The 19,695-nt window shown below is 65.4% G+C and carries 20 protein-coding genes, 1 tRNA gene and 1 pseudogene; 14 read left to right on the top strand and 8 right to left on the bottom strand.

Annotation, left to right across the window (positions count from 1 at the left end; all coding sequences use genetic code 11):
* A pseudogene (locus H8A95_RS09665) lies at positions 1-267 on the bottom strand (hypothetical protein); the annotation flags it as partial.
* Between the two features lie 238 nt (positions 268-505).
* Here H8A95_RS09665 and H8A95_RS09660 point away from each other — a divergent pair.
* From H8A95_RS09660 to H8A95_RS09645, 4 genes are all read left to right on the top strand, one after another.
* Positions 506-1,132, top strand: a complete 627-nt coding sequence (locus tag H8A95_RS09660) for a dienelactone hydrolase family protein (RefSeq protein ID WP_229182956.1) — start codon at positions 506-508, stop codon at positions 1,130-1,132.
* 70 nt (positions 1,133-1,202) lie between these two features.
* Positions 1,203-1,913 (top strand): HoxN/HupN/NixA family nickel/cobalt transporter, encoded by a 711-nt coding sequence (locus H8A95_RS09655; protein ID WP_229182955.1) that lies wholly within the window; start codon positions 1,203-1,205, stop codon positions 1,911-1,913.
* A 174-nt stretch (positions 1,914-2,087) separates the two neighbouring features.
* The gene (locus H8A95_RS09650; RefSeq protein ID WP_229182954.1) at positions 2,088-2,561 is read left to right on the top strand and encodes a hypothetical protein; all 474 of its coding nucleotides are present in this window, start codon (positions 2,088-2,090) and stop codon (positions 2,559-2,561) included.
* A 91-nt stretch (positions 2,562-2,652) separates the two neighbouring features.
* Positions 2,653-3,090: a hypothetical protein gene (locus H8A95_RS09645; protein WP_229182953.1), complete on the top strand. Its 438-nt coding sequence runs from the start codon at positions 2,653-2,655 to the stop codon at positions 3,088-3,090.
* Between the two features lie 60 nt (positions 3,091-3,150).
* Here H8A95_RS09645 and rlmB read toward each other — a convergent pair whose 3' ends face one another.
* Positions 3,151-3,975, bottom strand: a complete 825-nt coding sequence (gene rlmB, locus H8A95_RS09640) for a 23S rRNA (guanosine(2251)-2'-O)-methyltransferase RlmB (protein ID WP_229182952.1) — start codon at positions 3,973-3,975, stop codon at positions 3,151-3,153.
* Positions 3,976-4,172: 197 nt separating this feature from the next.
* On the opposite strand from rlmB, the gene H8A95_RS09635 reads away from it, so the two are divergent.
* Positions 4,173-4,258, top strand: a tRNA-Tyr gene (locus tag H8A95_RS09635).
* Positions 4,259-4,457: 199 nt separating this feature from the next.
* On the opposite strand, the gene H8A95_RS09630 is transcribed toward H8A95_RS09635, so the two are convergent.
* Both H8A95_RS09630 and H8A95_RS09625 read right to left on the bottom strand, forming a co-directional pair.
* Positions 4,458-5,270 carry a sterol desaturase family protein gene (locus H8A95_RS09630; RefSeq protein WP_229182951.1) on the bottom strand — a complete coding sequence of 271 codons (813 nt, stop codon included), beginning with the start codon at positions 5,268-5,270 and terminating at the stop codon, positions 4,458-4,460.
* Between the two features lie 228 nt (positions 5,271-5,498).
* On the bottom strand, positions 5,499-6,374 hold the full coding sequence (locus H8A95_RS09625) for a LysR substrate-binding domain-containing protein (protein ID WP_229182950.1): 876 nt from the start codon (positions 6,372-6,374) through the stop codon (positions 5,499-5,501).
* Between the two features lie 103 nt (positions 6,375-6,477).
* Here H8A95_RS09625 and H8A95_RS09620 point away from each other — a divergent pair, with 103 nt between their 5' ends.
* Both H8A95_RS09620 and H8A95_RS09615 read left to right on the top strand, forming a co-directional pair.
* Complete coding sequence (locus tag H8A95_RS09620; RefSeq protein WP_229182949.1) at positions 6,478-7,089, top strand: DUF1989 domain-containing protein; 612 nt, start codon at positions 6,478-6,480, stop codon at positions 7,087-7,089.
* A 24-nt stretch (positions 7,090-7,113) separates the two neighbouring features.
* A complete protein-coding gene (locus H8A95_RS09615) occupies positions 7,114-8,043 on the top strand; it encodes a LysR substrate-binding domain-containing protein (RefSeq protein ID WP_229182948.1) in 930 nt (309 codons plus the stop codon).
* Here the strand turns inward: H8A95_RS09615 and H8A95_RS09610 are convergent.
* Positions 8,024-8,908, bottom strand: a complete 885-nt coding sequence (locus H8A95_RS09610) for a polysaccharide deacetylase family protein (protein WP_229182947.1) — start codon at positions 8,906-8,908, stop codon at positions 8,024-8,026. The two genes, H8A95_RS09615 and H8A95_RS09610, sit on opposite strands and share 20 nt — an antisense overlap.
* Positions 8,909-8,944: 36 nt before the next feature.
* Entirely contained in the window at positions 8,945-9,616 is a 672-nt protein-coding gene (locus H8A95_RS09605) for an FMN-dependent NADH-azoreductase (protein WP_229182946.1), read from the bottom strand.
* Between the two features lie 313 nt (positions 9,617-9,929).
* On the opposite strand from H8A95_RS09605, the gene H8A95_RS09600 reads away from it, so the two are divergent.
* Entirely contained in the window at positions 9,930-11,390 is a 1,461-nt protein-coding gene (locus H8A95_RS09600) for a purine-cytosine permease family protein (protein ID WP_229182945.1), read from the top strand.
* Between the two features lie 22 nt (positions 11,391-11,412).
* On the opposite strand, the gene H8A95_RS09595 is transcribed toward H8A95_RS09600, so the two are convergent.
* Complete coding sequence (locus tag H8A95_RS09595) at positions 11,413-12,339, bottom strand: LysR family transcriptional regulator (protein ID WP_338027814.1); 927 nt, start codon at positions 12,337-12,339, stop codon at positions 11,413-11,415.
* Between the two features lie 121 nt (positions 12,340-12,460).
* Here H8A95_RS09595 and H8A95_RS09590 point away from each other — a divergent pair, with 121 nt between their 5' ends.
* The 3 genes from H8A95_RS09590 (at position 12,461) to H8A95_RS09580 (ending at position 16,777) form a co-directional block, all read left to right on the top strand.
* Entirely contained in the window at positions 12,461-13,816 is a 1,356-nt protein-coding gene (locus tag H8A95_RS09590; RefSeq protein WP_229182943.1) for an MFS transporter, read from the top strand.
* A 33-nt stretch (positions 13,817-13,849) separates the two neighbouring features.
* Positions 13,850-15,094 carry a metal-dependent hydrolase family protein gene (locus H8A95_RS09585; RefSeq protein ID WP_229182942.1) on the top strand — a complete coding sequence of 415 codons (1,245 nt, stop codon included), beginning with the start codon at positions 13,850-13,852 and terminating at the stop codon, positions 15,092-15,094.
* A gap of 486 nt (positions 15,095-15,580) precedes the next feature.
* The gene (locus H8A95_RS09580) at positions 15,581-16,777 is read left to right on the top strand and encodes an adenylate/guanylate cyclase domain-containing protein (protein WP_229182941.1); all 1,197 of its coding nucleotides are present in this window, start codon (positions 15,581-15,583) and stop codon (positions 16,775-16,777) included.
* A 92-nt stretch (positions 16,778-16,869) separates the two neighbouring features.
* Here the strand turns inward: H8A95_RS09580 and H8A95_RS09575 are convergent, their stop codons facing one another.
* Entirely contained in the window at positions 16,870-17,265 is a 396-nt protein-coding gene (locus H8A95_RS09575; protein WP_163159328.1) for an NUDIX hydrolase, read from the bottom strand.
* 441 nt (positions 17,266-17,706) lie between these two features.
* On the opposite strand from H8A95_RS09575, the gene H8A95_RS09570 reads away from it, so the two are divergent.
* The 3 genes from H8A95_RS09570 to H8A95_RS09560 all read left to right on the top strand — a co-directional run bounded on the left by H8A95_RS09570 (position 17,707) and on the right by H8A95_RS09560 (position 19,689).
* Positions 17,707-18,003: a hypothetical protein gene (locus H8A95_RS09570; protein WP_229182940.1), complete on the top strand. Its 297-nt coding sequence runs from the start codon at positions 17,707-17,709 to the stop codon at positions 18,001-18,003.
* A 155-nt stretch (positions 18,004-18,158) separates the two neighbouring features.
* On the top strand, positions 18,159-18,386 hold the full coding sequence (locus H8A95_RS09565; RefSeq protein WP_163159324.1) for a hypothetical protein: 228 nt from the start codon (positions 18,159-18,161) through the stop codon (positions 18,384-18,386).
* A 553-nt stretch (positions 18,387-18,939) separates the two neighbouring features.
* Positions 18,940-19,689: a lytic murein transglycosylase gene (locus tag H8A95_RS09560; RefSeq protein ID WP_420839364.1), complete on the top strand. Its 750-nt coding sequence runs from the start codon at positions 18,940-18,942 to the stop codon at positions 19,687-19,689.
* Positions 19,690-19,695 lie beyond the last annotated feature (6 nt).

The raw sequence follows: 19,695 nt of genomic DNA, 5'->3' as shown, positions 1-19,695 counted from the left end.
CGCGCCGCCGACCACCCCAGCCGCGACGCCGGCGGGACCGGGGTCATAGCGGTTGTAGCTGCCCTGCCAATCGCGGTCCCGCCGATGGTGGCGATAGGCGGTGCGCGTGGCGCCGGGCGTCATCGTCTGGCAGCGGGCATCGGGATTGTCGTTCGAACAGCGCGCGGCGGTGCCGATGGTCTGTTGCGCCATCGCGGGGCCGGCGAGTACCGAAGCGAGCAGGGCTGCTGCGCCCAGGAAGGCGCCGCGCATCTTGAGCTGTGTCATGCAAGGTCTCCTCTCGTCGTTGTGACGAGCTAATCTCGCTGTGCCGCGCCTGTTCCGGCGCAGCCTTGCCCTGCGTTCAAACCAGTGTGAAGTTCCGCAACCCTTGCGCATGATGCGTTCCGGCTCACGCTGCCTTTGACGAGAATTGCATGCACACACGCGACATCGACTACGCCGGCGGCGACGCCGGCTTGCGCGGCTATCTCGCCTTCAAGGACACCGGCGCGAAACGTCCGGCGTGTTGGTATTCCACGAGGGGCTCGGGCTCGGCGATTTCGCGATGGAGCGGGCGCGCAGGCTTGCCGGGCATGGCTATGTGGCGCTCGCGGCCGACATGTTCGGCGAGCGGCGGCAGGCCGCCGATCTGCAGCAGGCGATGACGCTGATCGGCGACTTGCGCACAAACCCCGCGAAACTCCGCGCACGGGCGCGCGCCGCGCTTGCGACACTGATCGCACTGCCCGAGGTCGATGCCACCAGATGCGCCGCGATCGGCTTCTGCTTCGGCGGCACGGTCGCGCTTGAGCTGGCGCGCGACGGCGCCGAGCTCAAGGCCGCCGTCAGCTTTCACGGCGTGCTCTCGACCACGCAGCCGGCGGCGCCTGGTGCACTGAGGGCGAGCGTGCTTGTGCTGACCGGAGCCGACGATCCGCTGGCGCCGCCCGACCAGGTCGCAGCCTTCGAGAACGAGATGCGCGCCGGCAAGGTTGCCGACTGGCAGGTGATCAGCTACGGCAACACGCTGCATGGTTTTGCCAACCCGACCGCCGACGGCTCGATCATGAAGTCAGCCCTCTACGACGCGCGGGCCGATCGCCGCTCCTGGGCGGCGATGCAGGGCTTGTTTGACGAGGTGTTGGTTTGACGCGGTGCTGGCCTGACAAGATCAGCGATGTGGTGTTTGATCGGTCGTCACGCGCGGGCGCGAGGGATTGATGTTCGTAATCTTGAGTCTCGGCTTTCTGCTCGGCATGCAGCACGCGCTGGAGCCGGATCACATCGCGGCGGTGTCGAGCATCGCGGCACGGCGCAGCAGCATCAGCGACATCGTCAAGCACGGCCTGACCTGGGGCCTCGGTCATACGCTCACGCTGTTCATCTTTGCAGGCGCCGCGATCCTGCTCGGGCGCGCCATCCCGGAGACGGTCGCAGCGCCGATCGAGACCGCGGTCGGCGTCATGCTGGTCGGCCTCGGCGCGCATGTGTGGTGGCGGCTGTGGCGCGACCGCGTGCACTTCCACACCCATTCTCATGGCGACACGACCCACTTCCACGCCCACAGCCACGCCGGCGAGACCGCGGTGCGTGCGTCCGCCGTGCCGCACGCCCGCGCAACGCACAGCCATGCACACGGCTTCCGCTGGCGCACGCTGCTGGTCGGCCTGATGCACGGCATGGCGGGCTCGGCGGCGCTGTTGGTGCTGACGGTGTCGCAGGCGCCGAATCCTGCCATCGGGCTCGGCTATGTCGCGCTGTTCGGTATCGGCTCGATGATCGGCATGGGCGTGCTGTCCAGCGTGATCGCGGTGCCGCTGGCGGCCTCGGCGCGGTGGCTGACCTGGGCCAACCGCGGCCTGCAAATCGCAGTCGGCGCGGTCACCATTGCGATCGGCATCCACTCGATCATCGAGAACGCCTTCACCTGACACGCCGGCGTCTCCCAGGCCGGCCGTTAACGATTTCTGATCCCGCACGGCCGCATTGACCGGATGCCGATGCTTACGCGTTAGGCTTACCGCCAGTTTGGCCCGCGCCCTTAACCCTTCCGCCGAGCCGTTGGATTAGGCTGCGGATGGAACAATTCGGGACGCTGGGTGAACATGCGCGCAAGTCTTGCGCTAGCGATATTGGCTGCGATGAGTTCGACGGCGCTGGCCGGCGGCGGCTTCGACATCGTCGTGCCCGTGCGGCCCGGCGTGCCAATCATCATCAACGGCGTCGATGCCTCCTACGCCGTGGTCGAGAGCGCGATGGGGCTTGCCCGCAACGACTCGATGGTGCCGACCGTCTATGGCGGCCGCCCGATCGATCCCGAGCCGAATGTCGGCCACTATTATCCGAGCCTCGGCCGCATGCCGGGTTACGGCCGCCTCGAGATCGAGCCGCCGGCCAACCGCAAGCTGCCCAAGCCGGCCGAGAGCTATCACGAATCGTGGGGGGCGCAGTCGGCGCCGCTGCCGGCGCAGTCCAACGTGCCGGTCGATCCGCCGCCGGTGATCTACGCGCCGCAGTTCAACGGGCCGCGGCCGCTGCCGGGGCCGCCGATGCGGCCACCGCGACCGAGAGGTCCTTAAATCGGGAGCCCTCATGCAGAGGGCCCTTCATAGCCATCAAGAGCTACGCGACGACAACAAGACCTACAGGCAAGATTTACAGGAGAGAGTAATGCGTCAAATGATCAAAGGACTGATTGCGGCCGTGGCCGTCATGGTGACTGCGCCCGCAGTGGCGTGCGGCTTCAACCCGTGCGGCTATTCTGCGCCCGTCGTGAACTACGGCTGCGGCGGTTGCGGCGGCTATAGCGGTTACGGCGGTTACGGTTACGGCGCGGTCGAGCGTCTGCCGGACCCGGATGCCGCTTATCCCAGCGCGGCGCAGCAGTACTATTACGTCAACCAGGGACCGACCTACACCGGTCCGGGCAATTGGGCACCGCGTCCGTACTACCGCGAAGGCTACGGCCGCCCGTATTACGGCTATCGCCACTATGGCTACCGTCACTACGGCTACCGCCATCACTATGGCTATCGTCCGCACTACGGCTATCGCTACGGCTACGCGCCGCATCGCTACGGCCATCCGCCGCTGCGCCGCTACTACTGATCCGACGATCAATCGAAGACATCAGCGCCCGTTCGCGTCACGCGAGCGGGCGTTTGTCGTTCACATCAGCCCGAGCCGGCTGGCGCCGATATAGAGCGCGAGCACACAGGCGTTCGACACGTTGAGGCTTTTGATCTCGCCGGGCATGTCGAGGCGGGCGACGACGCTGCAGGTGTCGCGCGTCAATTGCCGCAAGCCTTTGCCTTCGGCGCCGAGCACCAGCGCGAGCGGCGCTTGCAGCTGAACCTTGCCCAGATCTTCCGAGCCCTCGCTGTCGAGGCCGACGGTCTGGAAGCCGTGGTCGTTCAGTTCGTTCAGCGCGCGCGCCAGATTCTGCACGGTGATTATCGGGACCAGCTCGAGCGCGCCGGAGGCGGACTTCGCCAGCACGCCGGTGGCCTCCGGGCTGTGGCGGGCGGTGGTGACGATCGCCTTGACCGCAAACGCCGCCGCCGAGCGCAGGATGGCGCCGACATTGTGCGGATCGGTGATCTGGTCGAGCACCAGCACGATGCCCTCCAGCGCCAGCCTGTCGATGCCTGGCGAGGGCAGGGGATCGGCCTCCGCCAGGAGGCCCTGATGCACGGCATCGGGGGTGAGGCGCCGGTCGATGTCACCGGGACGGACGATCTCCGGGGTGACGCGGGTGGCGATATTTTCGTCGGCGAGCCGCTTGGCCGCGTTCTCGGTGAGGTAAAGCTTGCGGATCTGGCGGTCCGGGTTGGCAAGGGCGGCCGACACGGTGTGCCAGCCATACAGAATCACCGGCCCGTCGGAACCGGATTCGCGGTCCCGCCAGGCCGGCGGGCGGCCGAATTTCGGCCCTTTTTGGAAGGGTTTACCGCCCTTGCCTCGGAAACTGGGTTTGCGGTCGCGATCGCTCATGTGAGGCTTGTGTCATTGATATCGCAGAATGGCAATTTAACCGGCAAATTGAGCCCCCGCTTGGTTGACTTTGGGGACCGCCTTCCCCCATAAACGCGCCCGACCGCGCACCCGCTTCGGGGCCGACGCGGTTATCAGCGTCATTTCGATGACCCGGTCCGCCGCCACTCGCGCGGCCGGTTCTGATGCTGTTGGACGGGGGAGTGTCCCGAGTGGCAAAGGGAGCTGACTGTAAATCAGCCGCCTCATGGCTTCGCAGGTTCGAGTCCTGCCTCCCCCACCAGCCTTCGCTCGCTTCGCGAGCTACGGCTCGGCAGGCCAGCAAAATTCTCTCGTAGCGAAGTGAGCGAAGGCTGCCACGCCGAAGCCCAAAGGGCGAAGGCGGGCCATGTCCGCAGAACCGACTCGCTTCGCGAGCTACGGCCAGGCAAGCCAGCAGAACTCCATCGTCGCGAAGCGAACGACGGCTGCTACTTGGCGCCTCATTGCCGCTGTGCCTGGGTGCCTGACGGATCGTCGCGCTTGTGCTTCGAAGCCCACACGACAAACGGATGGGCCAGAAGAGGCAGATAGCGGGACGGCATCGGCTCATCGACGCCGAATGTCTTCGGCTTCTGCCCCTGCGGAAGATAGACGCTTCCGAACAGCACATCGTAGAACGAGAACAGCCCGGCGAAGTTCTTGTCTCTGGCTTCGCGCTCGCTGCTGTGGTGCCAGTGATGAAATTCCGGCGACACCAGGACATGGCGGAGAGGGCCGTAGCTCAGGCGCACGTTGGCATGCGTGAGCCAGGTCTGCCAGTAATAGAGGGCGAGATAGGTCCCGATCGCCTCGGCGGAGAAACCGAGCGCGACGAGCGGAAACAGCGAACCGGCCTTCATGAATGTCACGTCGAGCGGGTGCTGGTGGACGGCGGCGAGCCAGTCCAGTTCTTCGACCGCGTGATGAACGGCGTGGATGTGCCACATCGCGGGCACGGCATGCAGGGTGCGGTGGGTCCAGTAGACTCCGAGGTCCCCGATCAGGATCGCAATCAGCACTTGCACCAGATACGGGAGATCGCCGACCGCCTGCTTGACCGCTGAAGGCAGTATCCACTGATTGACCAGAGTGGCCACCGCGAGGATGGCGGTCACACCGGCGAACACCAGCCAGCCGTTGATGAACAGGAAGGCCATGTCGGTCAGCAGGCCGCGCCTGAAAATCTTCTGGGGCCTCGCAGCAAACAGCAGCTCGAACGGCACGAAGATCAAGATCGTCAGCAACAGCTGATACTGTGCAAATAGCTCGCGCATTGAAATGGTCGCCTGAAATGGCGGTAGCCTATCACCTTGGCCCCCAATTGCGTCAATTGGAAAGGGAGGCCCAGGTCGCAAGAGCGTTAATCCCCGTGTCGTTACGGGGATGAAGGATGTCCCCGGGCCGGCTGGCCCGAGCGCGCCAATTCTCACGCCTCACTCCATCAACGCGAACATCTCCACCAGCGTCTCGCACAGCCGACGTTGCACCGCCGCGGACGGAACTCAGGCGCGCAAGGCACGCCGCAGCAGCTTGACGAAATCCTGCGCCATCTGCGACGGCGCTTCGTGCGTGGGGGAGAGAATGGCGATCTGGTACTGGATCCTCGGCTTGAACGGGCGGATGGCGAGGCCTTCGGTGAACGGCTTGCTCACCACGGGATCGACGATACCGACGCCGCGGCCCTCAGTGACGAGCTGACACGCGGTCGAGAAGAATTCGGTCTCCGCGACCACGTTCCAGCGCGCGCCATATTCGGAGAAGGCGGATGCCAGCTGCTGGTAGATCGGGTCGCCGCGGAACAGTGTGACGAACGGGACGCCGTCGAGGTCATCAGGGGTGATCTGCTTCAGCTTCGCAAGCGGATGCGCATGCGGCAGCATGCACATGCAGTCATACGAAAACACCTCCATGTGCGAGGTCGGATAATCGAGCGGCAGTTCGGCGACAGCGAGGTCGAATTGCTGCGTCGAAACCAACTCGCGGACGGTAGCTGAATTGCGCGTGATGATCTTGACCTGCAACTCGGGCCGGTCCCTGGCGAACTGCGACAGCAGGCGCGGCAGCAGTTTGATCGAGATGCTCGGATAGGCCGCGATGGCAAGATGACCGCGCCGGCCGGACCTGATTTCGGCGGCGACGCGGGACGCGTTCTCGACGGCTTCGAGTGCCCGTGCCGCCTCGACGTAGAACAATTTGGCTTCGGGGGTCGGTTGCAGGCGGCCGCCGCGGCGCAGGAACAGCGTCAGGCCGGTCTCGTGCTCGAGGCCCGCAATCATCGTGCTGATGCCGGGCTGCGACATGCCGAGCAACTCGGCCGCCCGGGTCATGGTGCCGTGGAGCATCAGGGCACGAAAGCATTCGAGCTGTCTGAGGCGCATGGGACGACTATACGAATCTGCTATAATGGATACAATTAATATTATTAGAATTGCATGGCCGGCAGTGCTCCAATGGCGCGAGTGAAGCTTGAGGAGCCACCACGTGACCGCAGCAACCGCCGATCTCACCCACGCCCGTCTGATCCCGGCCCGTCATGGCGTGGCGGCACGCCTCGACGCAGGAGAGACGGTCACCGTGGTCAATACCCACGGCAAGCAGGTGGTCGACACCTGGGCCTTCAATGCCGGCGACACCGGCGAGTTCATGTCGATGGAGCACAGCCGTGCGTCGATGCTGCGGCTCATTCCGCGCGTGGGCGACACGATGACGACCAACAGGCGCCGCGCGATCCTCACCTTCGTCGCCGACACGACGCCGGGAATCCACGATACGCTGATCGCGGCCTGCGACATTCACCGCTATCGTCAGCTCGGTGCGGTCGGCCATCACGCCAATTGCACGCAAAACCTGGCTCATGCGCTCGAGGCAGTCGGCCTTTCGGCTGCGGTGACGCCGGCGCCGCTCAATCTGTTCATGAACGTACCCGTCTCCGACGGCGGAAAGCTGGACTTCAAGTCGCCCGTCAGCGAGGCCGGACAGTATGTGGCGCTGCGCGCCGAGATGGACCTGGTCATCGTGTTCTCCGCCTGTCCGCAGGACATGGTGCCGGTGAACGACATGCGGCCGACCGATGCTCACTATCTCATCGCCTGATACCGTCAGCGCGGAGAACCGATCATGCGCAAGCTGCCGCCCCTCAATGCCGTCCGTGCGTTCGAAGCGGCGGCGCGCCACGAGAGCTTCACCGCCGCCGCCAATGAACTCTGCGTCACGGTGACGGCGATCAGCCACCAGGTCCGGCAGCTCGAGGCGATCCTCGGACGCAAGCTGTTCGAGCGCTCCGGTCGCGCAGTCGTGCTGACCGCGGAGGGCCATGCGGTGTTCCCGTTGCTGCGCGACGGCTTCGACCGCATGGCGAGCGCCTTTGCCGCGATCCGGCCGCCGGTCGATGGCGATGCGATCACCGTATCGACCACGCGGGCCTTCGCCGAACGCTGGCTGATGCCGCGGCTTACCCGCTTCAATGCGGCGTTTCCTCACCTCGTGGTCCATATCGATGCGACCGAAGAGATCAGGGCGCCGGGCGCCGACGGCGTCGATCTGGCCGTTCGTTACGGACGCGCTGACCGCGCCGGTGAAAATTCGGTGCTGTTCAGCGACCGTTATGTTGCCGTTGCGGCGAGCGCGATCTGTCCGCCGGATGGCCGTCTCGCCATTGACGACCTCCGCTCGCGATCGCTGCTGGCCTTCCGCTGGAAGAACGCCGCGCTGGATTCGCCTGCGTGGTCCGCGTGGCTCGCGGGCTCCGATCATGATCCCGGCCGGGACTTCCGCATCTCCTGGTACAGCGAGGAGCCGCTGGCGTTGCATGCCGCCGAGCGCGGGCTCGGACCTCTGTTGTGCAGCGATGCGCTGGTGGACGAGCAATTGCGCGAGGGCACGCTGCGTCGGCTCGATGGCCCCGCGCTTCCGGGCTTTGCCTACCGTCTCGTGGACGCGCCGGCTGCTGCCCGGCGCAAATCGGTGACGGCGTTCGTCGATTGGCTACGAGGAGAGGCGGCCGCGTTCCGCACCGCCCCGCAGCAGGTCATGTCACGGGCCGCGTGAAATAGGGCAGGGTCTCGACCCGGACCTGATAGGTGCCTGCCTTGACCAGGCCGTCGACATGCGCGGCGATCGCCTCGAGCGGCGCAAACCAAACCTTGCGCTCGGCAACGATCCGCTCGAGCCAGCGCTCCACGACGCGCCAGCGGGCAAGCCGGCCGGTCAGGAACGGGTGCCAGATCCCCATCCAGAATCCGCCGGCCTCGTAGGCCGCCTCGAACTCCTCGAACGAGGCGGCAAGGCCTTCGCTCGGCGATTTGACCGGCATCATGTAGCCGATCTCGGCGTAATGGGCGAAGGGCGGCCAATCGTCCGATCCCCAGTGCGGCGGCATCTCGTAGATCGATCCGCGCGCGGTGCGCATCTGGTACGGGATGTCGTCGGCCATCAGCGACGAATCGTAGACAAAGCCGTGCTCGATCAGGAGGTCGATCGTGGTCTGGTTGGCGTTGTAGACTGGCGCGCGGTAGCCGCGCGGCTTCCGCCCGGTCATCGCGACATGAATGGCGAGCGCGCGTTCGAAGGCCTCGCGCTGCTGCGCCGAGGAAATCTCCGTCGGGTCTTCGTGGATATAGCCGTGATGGCCGATCTCGTGGCCATCCCGGAGGATCGCTTCCACCGCATCCGGATAGCGCTGCATGGTCCAGGCCGGTATGAAGAACGATTGCTTGAGGCCGAGGCGGCGATAGGTCTCAAGGATGCGCGGCAGGCCGACGGTCGGCCCGTATCGTCCCATTGTGATCGGGTAGAGCCGGTCGAACGAATCCTTCGGCCGGGCGACATGAATGAGACTGTCGGCATCGACGTCGAACGTGATCGCGCAGGCGCAGCGCGCCCCGTTCGGCCAGGGGATGGGATTGCGTATCATCGGATCATCCTCGTGCAGCCGGCAGACGGCGGCGCATCATTCCGCCGCGACATTAACAGGCCCGTCGATTCCAAGACACTGCCGGACCAGCAGCGGGATCGCGGCGAAGGCGTCGGCGACCGACCGCCGGTAGCGTTCGTCGTTGAACTCCTGGTAGTCGACCGCGATCAGGTGGCTCTCCTGCACCCCGAGATAATGGGCGCAGGTGAAGATGTGGGTCTCCAGATGGTTCATGGCTTCCCGCACCCCGCCGGGACCAAAGCCGAATTCGCCGCGCGAGCTCAGCACCACCAGCGTCTTGCCGCGCATGATCGGTTCGAGCGGAAAGTCGCCGCGTGCGAGATCGAAGCTGAAGGTCTTGTCGATGCGGATCACCTTGTCGAACCATGACTTCAAGGCAGCCGGCATGCCGTAATTGTGCATCGGCGCGCCGATCACGATCACATTGGCGCGTTCAAGCTCGTCGATCAATTCGTCGGAGAGACGAAGCTCGTCGCGCTGCTCCGCCGTGCGGTCGCCGGGCGCGGTGAAGGCGGCGGCCACCCACGCCTCTGATATGAGCGGCGGCGGGTCGCGGCCGACGTCGCGCGAGATGATGGTGGCGCCGGGTTCGTGCGTCAGCCAGTGCTCGACAAACGACTTCGAGAGTTTCCGGCTGACCGAACGGTCGCCGCGCGGGCTGGCATCGATATGGAGGAGTGTCGTCATCTCTAGTGTCGTCATCTCTGACCTCGGCTAATTGGCGGCAATGCGTCGGCTCCACAATGACCGGGTGTTCGGGTCGGCGTGATTGACGAATTCGTCAACTGGGTTGAGAAAATCTCAGCAGTGAAGCGGCGCGCCAGGGTGTCGCGGCGTGCGAGCCCGGTCGCGGCGCGATCTCTCGCTATTCAGCACGCAAACTTCACTCTCGATGTCGTCTCAACCCGGCTTGAGGATTTCTCATTATCGCCTCCCAGCTTCCTGCTGCTCAAATGCCCCATCCCGGCCCACATCAATGCGCCGGACAAACGGGGGAAACATGTTGCTCGAGCAGACACAGCTTCCGGCGCAGGATGAGGCCGGCTTCGATGCCCACGGAATCGAGCCGGTGCCAGCGGCGCACCGCACGTCGTCATCGTTCGATCAGTTCTGGATCTGGACCGGCGCGAACATCGCGCCGATCAACTGGGTGCTGGGCGCGCTCGGCATCCAGCTCGGCCTGAGCCTGCTGCAGACGCTTGCCGTCATCGTTGTCGGCAACCTGTTCGGCGCGGCGCTGTTTGCCGCCTTCTGCCTGATGGGACATCGCACCGGCGTGCCGCAGATGGTGCTGGGTCGGCTGGCGTTCGGCCGGCGCGGCGCCTATCTGCCGGCGCTCGCGCAGGTGCTGATGCCGATGGGGTGGGTCGCGATCAACACCTGGATCGTGCTCGACCTCTGCATGGCGGCGCTCGAGCGGATGGGGGTTGGCGGCGGCGTCGAGCTCAAATACGCGATCGCGCTGCTGGTGATGCTGTTCCAGATCGGCATCGCGGCCTGGGGCTTCAACGCCATCAAGGTGTTCGAGCGCTACACCATGCCGTTCATTCTGCTGATCATGGCGGTCATGACAGCGCTCGCTTTCCTGCGCGTCGATATCAAGTGGCAGTCCGCCGCTGTCACCGGCATGCCGGCGTTCGCCGCGGCGACGCAACTGATGACCGCGATCGGCATCGGCTGGGGCATTTCGTGGCTCACCTATGCGTCCGACTATACGCGCTTTACCAGGCCCTCGCTCAGTGCCGCCAAGGTGTTTCGGGCGACGTTTCTCGGCATGTTCCTTCCGACCGTCTGGCTGGCGTTCCTTGGCGCCGCCATTGCATCCGCCGGCGCCGGGTCCGATCCGTCGAAGCTGATCATCGCGGCGTTTGGTACGATGGCGTTGCCGGTGCTGCTGGTGCTGCTCCATGGTCCGATCGCGACCAACATCGTCGTGATCTATTCGGCGGCGCTGTCGTCGCTCGCGCTCGATCTGCGGCGGCCGCGCTGGGTGATCTCGGTGCTCTCCGGCCTGATCGCCTCCGCGATCCTCTACGCCTTCCTGCAGTCCGGCGATTTTGCCCATGCCTTCGACAACTTCATGGTCGCCCTGATCGTCTGGATCAGCCCTTGGGCCGGCGTGACGCTCGCCGACTTCTACCTGGTGCGACGCGGCCGGATCGATGTCGCGTCGCTTTACGAGGAGCCGGGCCGGGATCGTGATTTCAACTGGGCCGGGCTGATCGCCTTTGCTGCCGGCTTCGTGGCGGCGTGGGCCTTCCAGATGGGCACGATCAAGGCGATGCAAGGCCCGCTTGCGTTGGCGACCGGCGGGGTTGACCTGTCCTGGCTCACCGGCATGGGTGTTGCGATGGCGAGCTACCTGGCGCTGCATCGGCTGTTTGGACGTCCGCTGGCGCGGAGCGTCCCGTCGTCCGCCGCGGACGCAGCGTCGATCGAACCCGCGCCCACATCGACCTGAACGGGGTACGGCTTGCGCCTGTTCACTCCATCCGCGCGAACATCTCCACCAGCGTCTCGCGCAGCCAGCGCTGCGCGGGGACGGTGTCGTTGCGCTGGTGCCAGAACAGGCTGACGATGCGCGGCGGCGCCGGCAGCGGCACCGGCACCGCATGCAGATGGGGCGCGTGGCGGGACTGCGCGCTGAGATCGCGCGGCAGCACCGCGATCAGGTCGGACTGGCGCACGATCTCGTAGGCGGCGTTGTAGTGATTGACGGTGGTGACCAGATTGCGCGACAGCCCGCGCGAGGCGAGGAACTGGTCGTAGGTCGGCAGCGTCTTGCCGGCGAGGCTGACATCGACATGCTTGGCGTTGAGGAAGCTGCGGGTGCTGAGCCGCTTCCTGTTCGCCAGCGGATGATCCCGCCGCATCATGCAGGCATATTCGACGGTCCATAACGAGCGAGAGCGGATCACGGCCGGCGGCTGCTGCGCCTCGTTGACGTAGACGCTCAGCACGCAATCGACCCGGTTGTCCTCGAGCCGGTCGCCGATCTCGAGGATGGTGTTGGGCAAAGTGTGGATGCGCGCGGAGGGCGCGATCTCGCTGAAGCGGTTGATGAGCCGCGGCATCACCAGCGAGGACACGTAATCCGACATCGACAGGCTGAATTCGGCCTCGGTGCGCCGCGGATCGAAGGCGTCCTCGTCGAGGGCGTGGCGAACATGTTCCAGCGCATCGCCGATCGGCTGCCACAGCGCCACCGCCCGCTGCGTCGGGCGGATCCCGCTGGCTGTACGCACGAACAGGGGATCGCCGAGCGCGTCGCGCAGGCGGGCAAGCGCATTGCTGACCGCGGGCTGGGTCATCGTCAGCGCGCTCGCCGCGCGCGTGACGCTGCCCTCGGTCATCAGGGCCTCGAAGACTTTCAGCAGGTTGAGGTCGAGCGTGCGAAAGGACACGAGCAATATTCACAGGGGTGATGTACCAGATAACGATTATAAATTATTCCCATAATATTGATTTGTCTATCATTCCCCGGACTGACCTCGCGGCGCGTGCCGACCGCGGGGCGGAGGGGGGCTTTTCATGTCAATGATCTCGGCGCGCATCGAGCGCCTGCCGTTCGCGCGTTTCCATGTGCACCTGCTGCTGATGGGCGGCCTGGGCTATCTGTTCGACGCGATGGACGCCGCGGTGCTGGCGTTCATCCTGCCGGTGCTGCGCACCGCCTGGGGGTTGACCAATGTCGAGACCGGCGTGCTCGGCAGCAGCACCTTCGTCGGCTATCTGTTCGGCGCGCTGCTCGCAGGCATGCTGGGCGACCTGATCGGCCGCCGCGCGGTGATGATGTCGGCGCTCGCGCTCTACAGCGCGGCCTCGCTGGTCAGCGCGGCGGTGGACAGCTGGCCGGCGTTCTTCGCCGCGCGCGTCGTGGCCGGCATGGGCACCGGCGCGGAAAGCGCGATCATCGCGCCATATCTCGCGGAATTCGTGGCGCGGCGCTACCGCGGCGCCTTCACCGGCGCGCTCGCCGGCTTCTTCTCGTTCGGCTTCGTCGCGGCTGCCTTGCTCGGCTATTTCATCGTGCCTGCCTACGAGAATGGCTGGCGCATCGTGCTCGTCATCACCGCCATCCCTGTCGTGATGCTGCTGTGGTGGCGCCGGTCGCTGCCGGAATCGCCGCGCTGGCTGGAAAGCCGCGGCAGGGTGAAGGAAGCCGAAGCGGTGCTCGACAAGGTCGAGGCCGCCTTCGCGCGCGAGGGCCGGATACTGCCGCCGCCGGTCGTAGAGCCCGCTGGGCCTGCCGTATCGTCGGGAACGCTGCTGAGCAATTTTGCCGCGCTGCTGGCCGGACGCCAGGCGCGGATCACCACCATGACCTGGATCATGTGGCTGTCGATCACGTTCAGCTATTATTCGTTCTTCGTCTGGATCCCGGGCCTGCTGGTGCAGAACGGCATGAGCATCACCAAGAGTTTCGGCTATTCGCTCGCGATGTATTGCGCGCAGGTGCCGGGCTATTTCACCGCCGCCTTTTTCAATGAGCGGATCGGCCGGCAGTCCACGATCGCGTCCTACATGACCCTCGGCGGCGCCAGCGCGCTCGGGCTCGCCTTTGCCGCAAGCGACGGGCAGATCATGGCGGCCGGCCTGCTGCTGTCGTTCTTCATGAACGGCACCTATGCCGGCGTCTATGCCTACACGGCCGAGGTGTTTCCGACCGCGATCAGGACCACCGGCGCAGGGCTCGCATCCGCGATCGGCCGCATCGGCGCGATCATTGCACCGATCCTGGTCGGCTATCTCTACCCGAATTTTGGCTTCGCCGGCGTGTTCGGCGTCACCACGACCGTGCTGTTGATCGGCGCCGTCACCGTCCTGCTGATGGGCGTGCCGACGCGCGGCCGATCGCTGGAAGACATCGCAAGCGAAGCCGCGTGATTGCCGCGCTTGCATCCCGATAAGGAGATCATCATGTCCACCATCCTGTTCAAGAATGCCGCGCTGCTTGATCCGCTGCGGTCCGATCTGCTCGAAGGGCATCAGGTGCTGGTCGAGGATCGCCTGATCAAGGAGGTGTCCGATCGGCCGATCCAGGCCTCAGTCGATCGCGTCATCGACCTCAAGGGCAAGACCCTGATGCCCGGCCTGATCGACCTGCATGTGCATGCGGTCGCCGTCGAGCTCGATCTGTCGCAGCAGGCGCGGATGGCCAATGTGCTGGTGACGCTGCGCTCGACCATGCTGCTGCGGGGCATGCTGAAGCGCGGCTTCACCACCGTCCGCGATGCCGGCGGTGCCGGCTATGCGCTGAAGCAGGCGATCGATACCGGCCTGACCGATGGTCCGAGGCTGTTCGTCTCCGGCCGCGCGCTGAGCCAGACCGGCGGGCACGGTGACGGGCGCGGCCGCTCGGACTATCTGAGCGACCCGACCTGCTCCTGCTGCGTGCGGGTCGGCGCGATCGCGCGCGTCGTCGACGGCGTCGATGCGGTGCGCAAGGCGGTGCGCGAGGAGCTGCAGATGGGCGCCGACCAGATCAAGATCATGGCGTCCGGCGGCGTCGCATCGCCCACCGATCCGATCGGTGCGTTCGGCTATTCCGAGGACGAGATCCGCGCCATCGTCGCGGAGGCGAAGGCGCGGCACACCTATGTGCTGGCGCATGCCTACACCGCGGAAGCGATCGAGCGCGCGGTGCGCTGCGGCGTGCGGACCATCGAGCACGGCAATCTGGTCGATCTTCCGACCGCGCGCCTGATGGCGGAGCAGGGCGCCTATGCGGTGCCGACCCTCGTCACCTACGAGGCGCTGGCCACTGAAGGCGCCAAATACGGCCTGCCTGCCGCGAGTGTCGCCAAGGTCGCCGACGTGCGCGACGCCGGCTTGCGCTCGCTCGCGATCTATCGCGAGGCCGGCGTCAAGATGGGGTTCGGCACCGACCTGCTCGGACCATCGCAGCGCCTGCAGAGCGACGAGTTCCGGATCCGCGCCGAATTGTTGGGCCCGCAGGCGGTGATCGCGAGCGCGACCATTGTCGGCGCCGAGGTGCTCGGCATGGACGGCAAGCTCGGCCGCATCGCGCCGGAGGCTTTTGCCGACCTGCTGGTGGTCGAGGGCAATCCGCTGCGCGATGTGGCGTGCCTGCTCGGGCAGGGCGAGCACATCCCGCTGGTGATGAAGGCCGGCAAGGCCGAGGTCGACCGGCTGGGCGGATAGGACGGGAAGAGGTCGGGCTGAATCAATCCTGCGACAGGCTCCCTGAACCGCTCCCGCTTGCGGGCAGGGCGATCGCATATGGCTATCGGCCACGTTCCACGGCCCGGCGATGACGGCGTGGAGACGTCAGTTGCAGAGGTCCGCAAATGCCATATGCGATAGTCCCGGGGCGAGGCGCTGCACGAGTTCTGGATAATAGAAGAATGCCGCTGATTTGCCCGACGAGTTAAGTTGCTGTGTCCGCCGGCTACTGTGCATGGGGTTGTTTTCGATATTTTGGCAGTGCGTCCATGCGACGGCAGGCTATCGCATCCGGCTCGCGTATGACCGTCCGGCCTCTCCACGCCACGCGGAGGCCCGCGGTGCCCTTCGAGGGGCTCGGGCAGGCCGACTAGCTCGATCACGATACCGCCGGCGGCGTTGACGCGGCCGGGCGGAAGCACGACATACCGGTTGCCGACCCCACCCGCCGCTCCGGAGCCAGCCATGAACGCACCCAACATCGATCACGTCACGCCGCAGTCCGACGGCGACGTAGTGAGCTGGCTGACCAACGAGACGCGCGACCAGCGCTTCATCGACAATATTTTCGCCGAGCTGTGCATCCGGCTGCAGGGCACGGGCATTCCGCTCAAGCGGGCGACCATGAACCTCCTGATCCAGCATCCGCAATGGCTCGGCGCCCGGATCATCTGGGCCGACGGCAAGCGCGAGGCCGAGATCACGCGGGTCGACTACGATGTCCAGCAGCGATCGGAATATATCGGCAGCCCGGTCTACGAAATCCATCAGGGTGCCGACGAGGTGCGCGAGAAGCTCGAACGTGACCCGTCGCAGGGCCGCAAGCACGCGCTCTATGACGACATGCGCGCGCAGGGCCTGACCGACTATGTGGCCTGGGCGCTGCTGCACACGCTCGGAAAGCGGCATGTCGTGACCTTCGCGACCGACCGTGCCGGCGGTTTCGATGACGTCCACGTCGCCGAACTGCGGAAGGTGCTGCCGGTGCTGGCGCTGGTCAGCGAGATCCGGATGAAGAACCGCCTGGCGCGGACGCTGCTCGAGACCTATGTCGGCACCCATGCCGGCGAGATGATCCTGGCCGGCGCGACGCGGCGGGGCAGCGGCACGACGGTTCGCGCCGCAATCATGATCTGCGATCTCAGGGACTTCACCCGGATCTCGGACTCCTGGCCGCGCGATGACGTCATCGATCTCCTGAACGACTATTTCGACGCGATGTCGGAGCCGATTGCGCGGCATGGCGGGGAAATCCTGAAATTCATCGGCGACGGCCTGCTCGCCATTTTCCCGCTCAGCGAGCCCAAGGCCTGCGCCAACCTGCTGCACGCGGTGTCCGAGGCGCGGCTGGCGATGGCGGCGCTGAGCGAAAGGAACGGCATGATGGGCCGGGCGCCGATGAATTACGGCATCGGCGTCCATGTCGGCGACGTCATGTACGGCAATATCGGATCGCGCACCCGGCTCGACTTCACCGTGATCGGCCCTGCGGTGAACATGGCCTCGCGGCTCGAAGCCCTCACCAAGCAATTGGGAAAAACCGTGCTGCTGTCGCGCGCATTCGCCGATCTCGTCGAGCATGATTTCGCGCTCGAACACGTCGGCGAGCATGCGGTGCGCGGCTTCAGCGAGCCGATCGAGCTGTTTGCGTATCAGGGCTGAGGCCTGAACGATCGGAAGGTGCCGGGACGTTCGGAGAGGCTAATCCCAACGGCGGCATCTGGCGCTTTCGGTGGCGGCAGATCTCCAGCCGTCTATCGCCGGCGCCGCTGCTTTCTCGGAAACAGCCGGTCGCGGATGTAGCGTGAGGTCGCCGTCAGGCGAAGTCCGCGCGGCTTCTGCCAGGCGGCGCGGTCGATCTCCTTCTTGTCGCCGATCGCCAGTCGTCCCTTGGCGTTCTTGGCGATGAAGATCGCGTCGCTCATCTTGCGGCCTGAACGCTTGTTCTTGGCCGTCACCTCCTTCCAGAGGCTGAGCCTGCCGAGCTTGAGCTTCGGCAGCTCTTCCTTGATCTCGCGCTTGAGGCAATCCTTCCCGGTCTCTCGCGCGCGCCTGCGTCCGCCGGGGAACATCCACAGCCCGTCAGATCGGCGTCGAACCAGAAGAACCTTGCCGCGCTTGGCGGCAACCAATTTAGAGGACTTCGTCATGTCACTGCGCAATGATCGAAACGGAATCGGTGCCTATTTTAATTTGTCTATTTGAGTAGACAAGTTCTAACGGCGGATTGTTCCACAGTCATGTGTCCGTCGTTTGTCCCTGATCGATAGCCTTTAAATTGAAGAGCTCCGACGACGCGGAGAATCCTGTGCGGACGAGGCTGCAACTGAAAAGGCTGCCGGGCTGTGACGGTCTGCCGCGCCTGCACTGCGTGCTCGGGTTCGCAGCGATCCTCCCTGTGCGCGTCCTCTGGTGGCTCGCCGAGCTCGCTTGACGTCCGACATCCTCACGGTGAATTCGCGAAACTGTTCCCGCGACAGGAACCCGCCGGATCGCGCATCGACGGCAAAGCCGATGATGAGCGGCGTCGCCGCTTGACTTCATGTTCTTGTTTTGTTCTAGTTGCCCTCCACCGTGAATAGGAGGCCGCCATGGACAACCGTATCAGCGAAATTCGCAGGCAGATCAGGGCACTGCGCGTCAGCATGCTCGAGGCCGAGGCCATCATGCGCCAGCAGATCAACCGGGATGAGGACTGCGCCTTCGTCGCCGGGGACCTCCTGAAGATGCGCCTGGTGATGAGCCGTCTGGTCGAGGAGCGGAGTGTCCTGGGCGACCGCGAGCCGATCATCGTGCATGCGAGCGTTGCTCCACGCCGCCGCGCCGCGGCACCGATCTTCCTGCGCGCGGCGAAGCGACAGCTCGTCGCCGCCGAAGCGCGTGCGTGATGACGTAATCAGGATGCAGCGGCTGCGCGTCGAGTTGCGCGCGCTGGATTTATCAGTGAACCGGCTCAGGCGTGCCGGACGCGACAGCGCGTCGGCGCAGCTGCTGCTGTCGCGCAAGCGTGCCGAGCTGGAAGACGTGATCTGCCGGAGGAAAGATGAGAGAGCCGCTTCGGTATTTCCACGACAGCGATGATCACGCGCCCTGGATCAAGGCGTTGGCCGAGGTCCGGCACATGGCAACGCGGGAAGGCTGGTGCTTTCAGCACGTGCAGGCGATCATCGTGGCGATCGACCAGTACGCGGAGGCCGCGCTCGGCAACCGCGAGTTCTTCCTCAACCGGCCACAAACCGTCGGCCCGATCAGGCGAGGCGACGTGCCTTAGCGCGTTTTCGAGCGGGCGGTTGCGATCGACACTCGGCCTTCCCAGCGTCCTCCTCAAGAAAGCGGGCGGAATGAAAGCTCGGACCGGTCATGTCGCGAGAATGCGGATGTGATTCACAAACCGCGCAACACATTCGGCGTCGTCCTGGCGAAAGCCAGGACCCATTACCCCGAATGCTCGTTGCTGAGCGGCTTGGGGCCCCAATCCCTTTCACAACCAACGCCGGTGGTTATTGGTCCTGGCTTTCGCCAGGACGACGAATGGAGAGAGCCCAGCCCACTAGGCAGGACGATGGTGGTCGCGTCATCCGGATTTAGCCACCGTATGCGGCATCGACGCGGTAAAGCCGCTATCGGCCGGGATGGCGAATCCGCGGCCGGCGACATATCGTAGCGGTCTGCGGCCGAATCTGAGGCGGATCGTTCATCGCCGGGTCATGTAAATCCGGCCATCGTCAGCGCTGCGCCCGGAAGGCGCGGCGGTACATTTGCGGAGGAGGTTTCGGATGATCAGGGGCTGGCAGATTGCGACGTCGGCGCTCGCCATCGTCGTGATGGTTGCAACGCTGACTGCTGAGGCAAACGCGGCGCAGTGCGGCAACGGGCCCGGCGGGTTCGAAGCCTGGAAGGAGCAATTCGCCGGCGAGGCGAGGGCCAAGGGCGTCGGCGCCACCGCGACCGACGCGCTGATGCAAACGCATTATGCCAGTGCGACGATTGCCGCGGATCGCGGCCAGCGCAGCTTCGGCCTGTCGCTCGAGCAGTTCATGGCCAAGCGGGGATCTGCGACCATCGTGGCGCGCGGCCGTTCGCTGAAGCAATCGCAGGCGGCGATGTTCGCCTCGATCCAGCAGCGCTACGGCGTGCCGCCGGGACCGCTGATCGCGATCTGGGGCATGGAGAGCGGCTTCGGCAGCCAGCGCGGCAACCAGAACATGCTGTCGTCGATCGCGACGCTTGCTTATGACTGCCGCCGTCCGGAGTTCTTCACCGAGCAGCTCTATGCCGCGTTGAAGCTGATCGACCGCGGCAGCCTGTCCGGCAGCACGCGCGGTTCGATGCATGGCGAAATCGGCCAGACCCAGTTCATGCCGAAGAACGTCCTCGCCTACGGCACCGGCAATCTCGACGTCGCCGCCAATGCGCTGGCCTCGACGGCGAACTTCCTGCGCGCCAATGGCTGGCGCGCCGGCGCCGGCTATCAGCCCGGGGAACCCAACTTCGCGGCGATCGAGGCATGGAACGCCGCGGGGGTCTACCAGAAGGCGATCGCGATCATGGGTCGGCAGATCGACGGCCAATGAGCGCAG

The organism is Bradyrhizobium oropedii (genome assembly GCF_020889685.1).
Classification (GTDB): Bacteria; Pseudomonadota; Alphaproteobacteria; order Rhizobiales; family Xanthobacteraceae; genus Bradyrhizobium; species Bradyrhizobium oropedii.
The sequence above is the reverse complement of the archived record's forward strand: the minus strand, read 5'-3'. Positions and strand labels throughout refer to the sequence as shown.

Bases quoted from the DNA above. Each gene is read 5' to 3' on its own strand.
- H8A95_RS09645 (WP_229182953.1), top strand. From the start codon at position 2,653: ATGCGTCAAATGATCAAAGGACTGATTGCGGCCGTGGCCGTCATGGTG.
- H8A95_RS09605 (WP_229182946.1), bottom strand. From the start codon at position 9,616: ATGACGACACTCCTCCATATCGATGCCAGCCCGCGCGGCGACCGTTCG.
- H8A95_RS09625 (WP_229182950.1), bottom strand. From the start codon at position 6,374: ATGCGCCTCAGACAGCTCGAATGCTTTCGTGCCCTGATGCTCCACGGC.
- H8A95_RS09570 (WP_229182940.1), top strand. From the start codon at position 17,707: ATGGACAACCGTATCAGCGAAATTCGCAGGCAGATCAGGGCACTGCGC.
- H8A95_RS09655 (WP_229182955.1), top strand. From the start codon at position 1,203: ATGTTCGTAATCTTGAGTCTCGGCTTTCTGCTCGGCATGCAGCACGCG.
- H8A95_RS09565 (WP_163159324.1), top strand. From the start codon at position 18,159: ATGAGAGAGCCGCTTCGGTATTTCCACGACAGCGATGATCACGCGCCC.
- H8A95_RS09630 (WP_229182951.1), bottom strand. From the start codon at position 5,270: ATGCGCGAGCTATTTGCACAGTATCAGCTGTTGCTGACGATCTTGATC.
- H8A95_RS09615 (WP_229182948.1), top strand. From the start codon at position 7,114: ATGCGCAAGCTGCCGCCCCTCAATGCCGTCCGTGCGTTCGAAGCGGCG.
- H8A95_RS09560 (WP_420839364.1), top strand. From the start codon at position 18,940: ATGGTTGCAACGCTGACTGCTGAGGCAAACGCGGCGCAGTGCGGCAAC.
- H8A95_RS09575 (WP_163159328.1), bottom strand. From the start codon at position 17,265: ATGACGAAGTCCTCTAAATTGGTTGCCGCCAAGCGCGGCAAGGTTCTT.
- H8A95_RS09650 (WP_229182954.1), top strand. From the start codon at position 2,088: ATGCGCGCAAGTCTTGCGCTAGCGATATTGGCTGCGATGAGTTCGACG.
- H8A95_RS09590 (WP_229182943.1), top strand. From the start codon at position 12,461: ATGTCAATGATCTCGGCGCGCATCGAGCGCCTGCCGTTCGCGCGTTTC.
- H8A95_RS09600 (WP_229182945.1), top strand. From the start codon at position 9,930: ATGTTGCTCGAGCAGACACAGCTTCCGGCGCAGGATGAGGCCGGCTTC.
- H8A95_RS09610 (WP_229182947.1), bottom strand. From the start codon at position 8,908: ATGATACGCAATCCCATCCCCTGGCCGAACGGGGCGCGCTGCGCCTGC.
- H8A95_RS09585 (WP_229182942.1), top strand. From the start codon at position 13,850: ATGTCCACCATCCTGTTCAAGAATGCCGCGCTGCTTGATCCGCTGCGG.
- H8A95_RS09580 (WP_229182941.1), top strand. From the start codon at position 15,581: ATGAACGCACCCAACATCGATCACGTCACGCCGCAGTCCGACGGCGAC.
- rlmB (WP_229182952.1), bottom strand. From the start codon at position 3,975: ATGAGCGATCGCGACCGCAAACCCAGTTTCCGAGGCAAGGGCGGTAAA.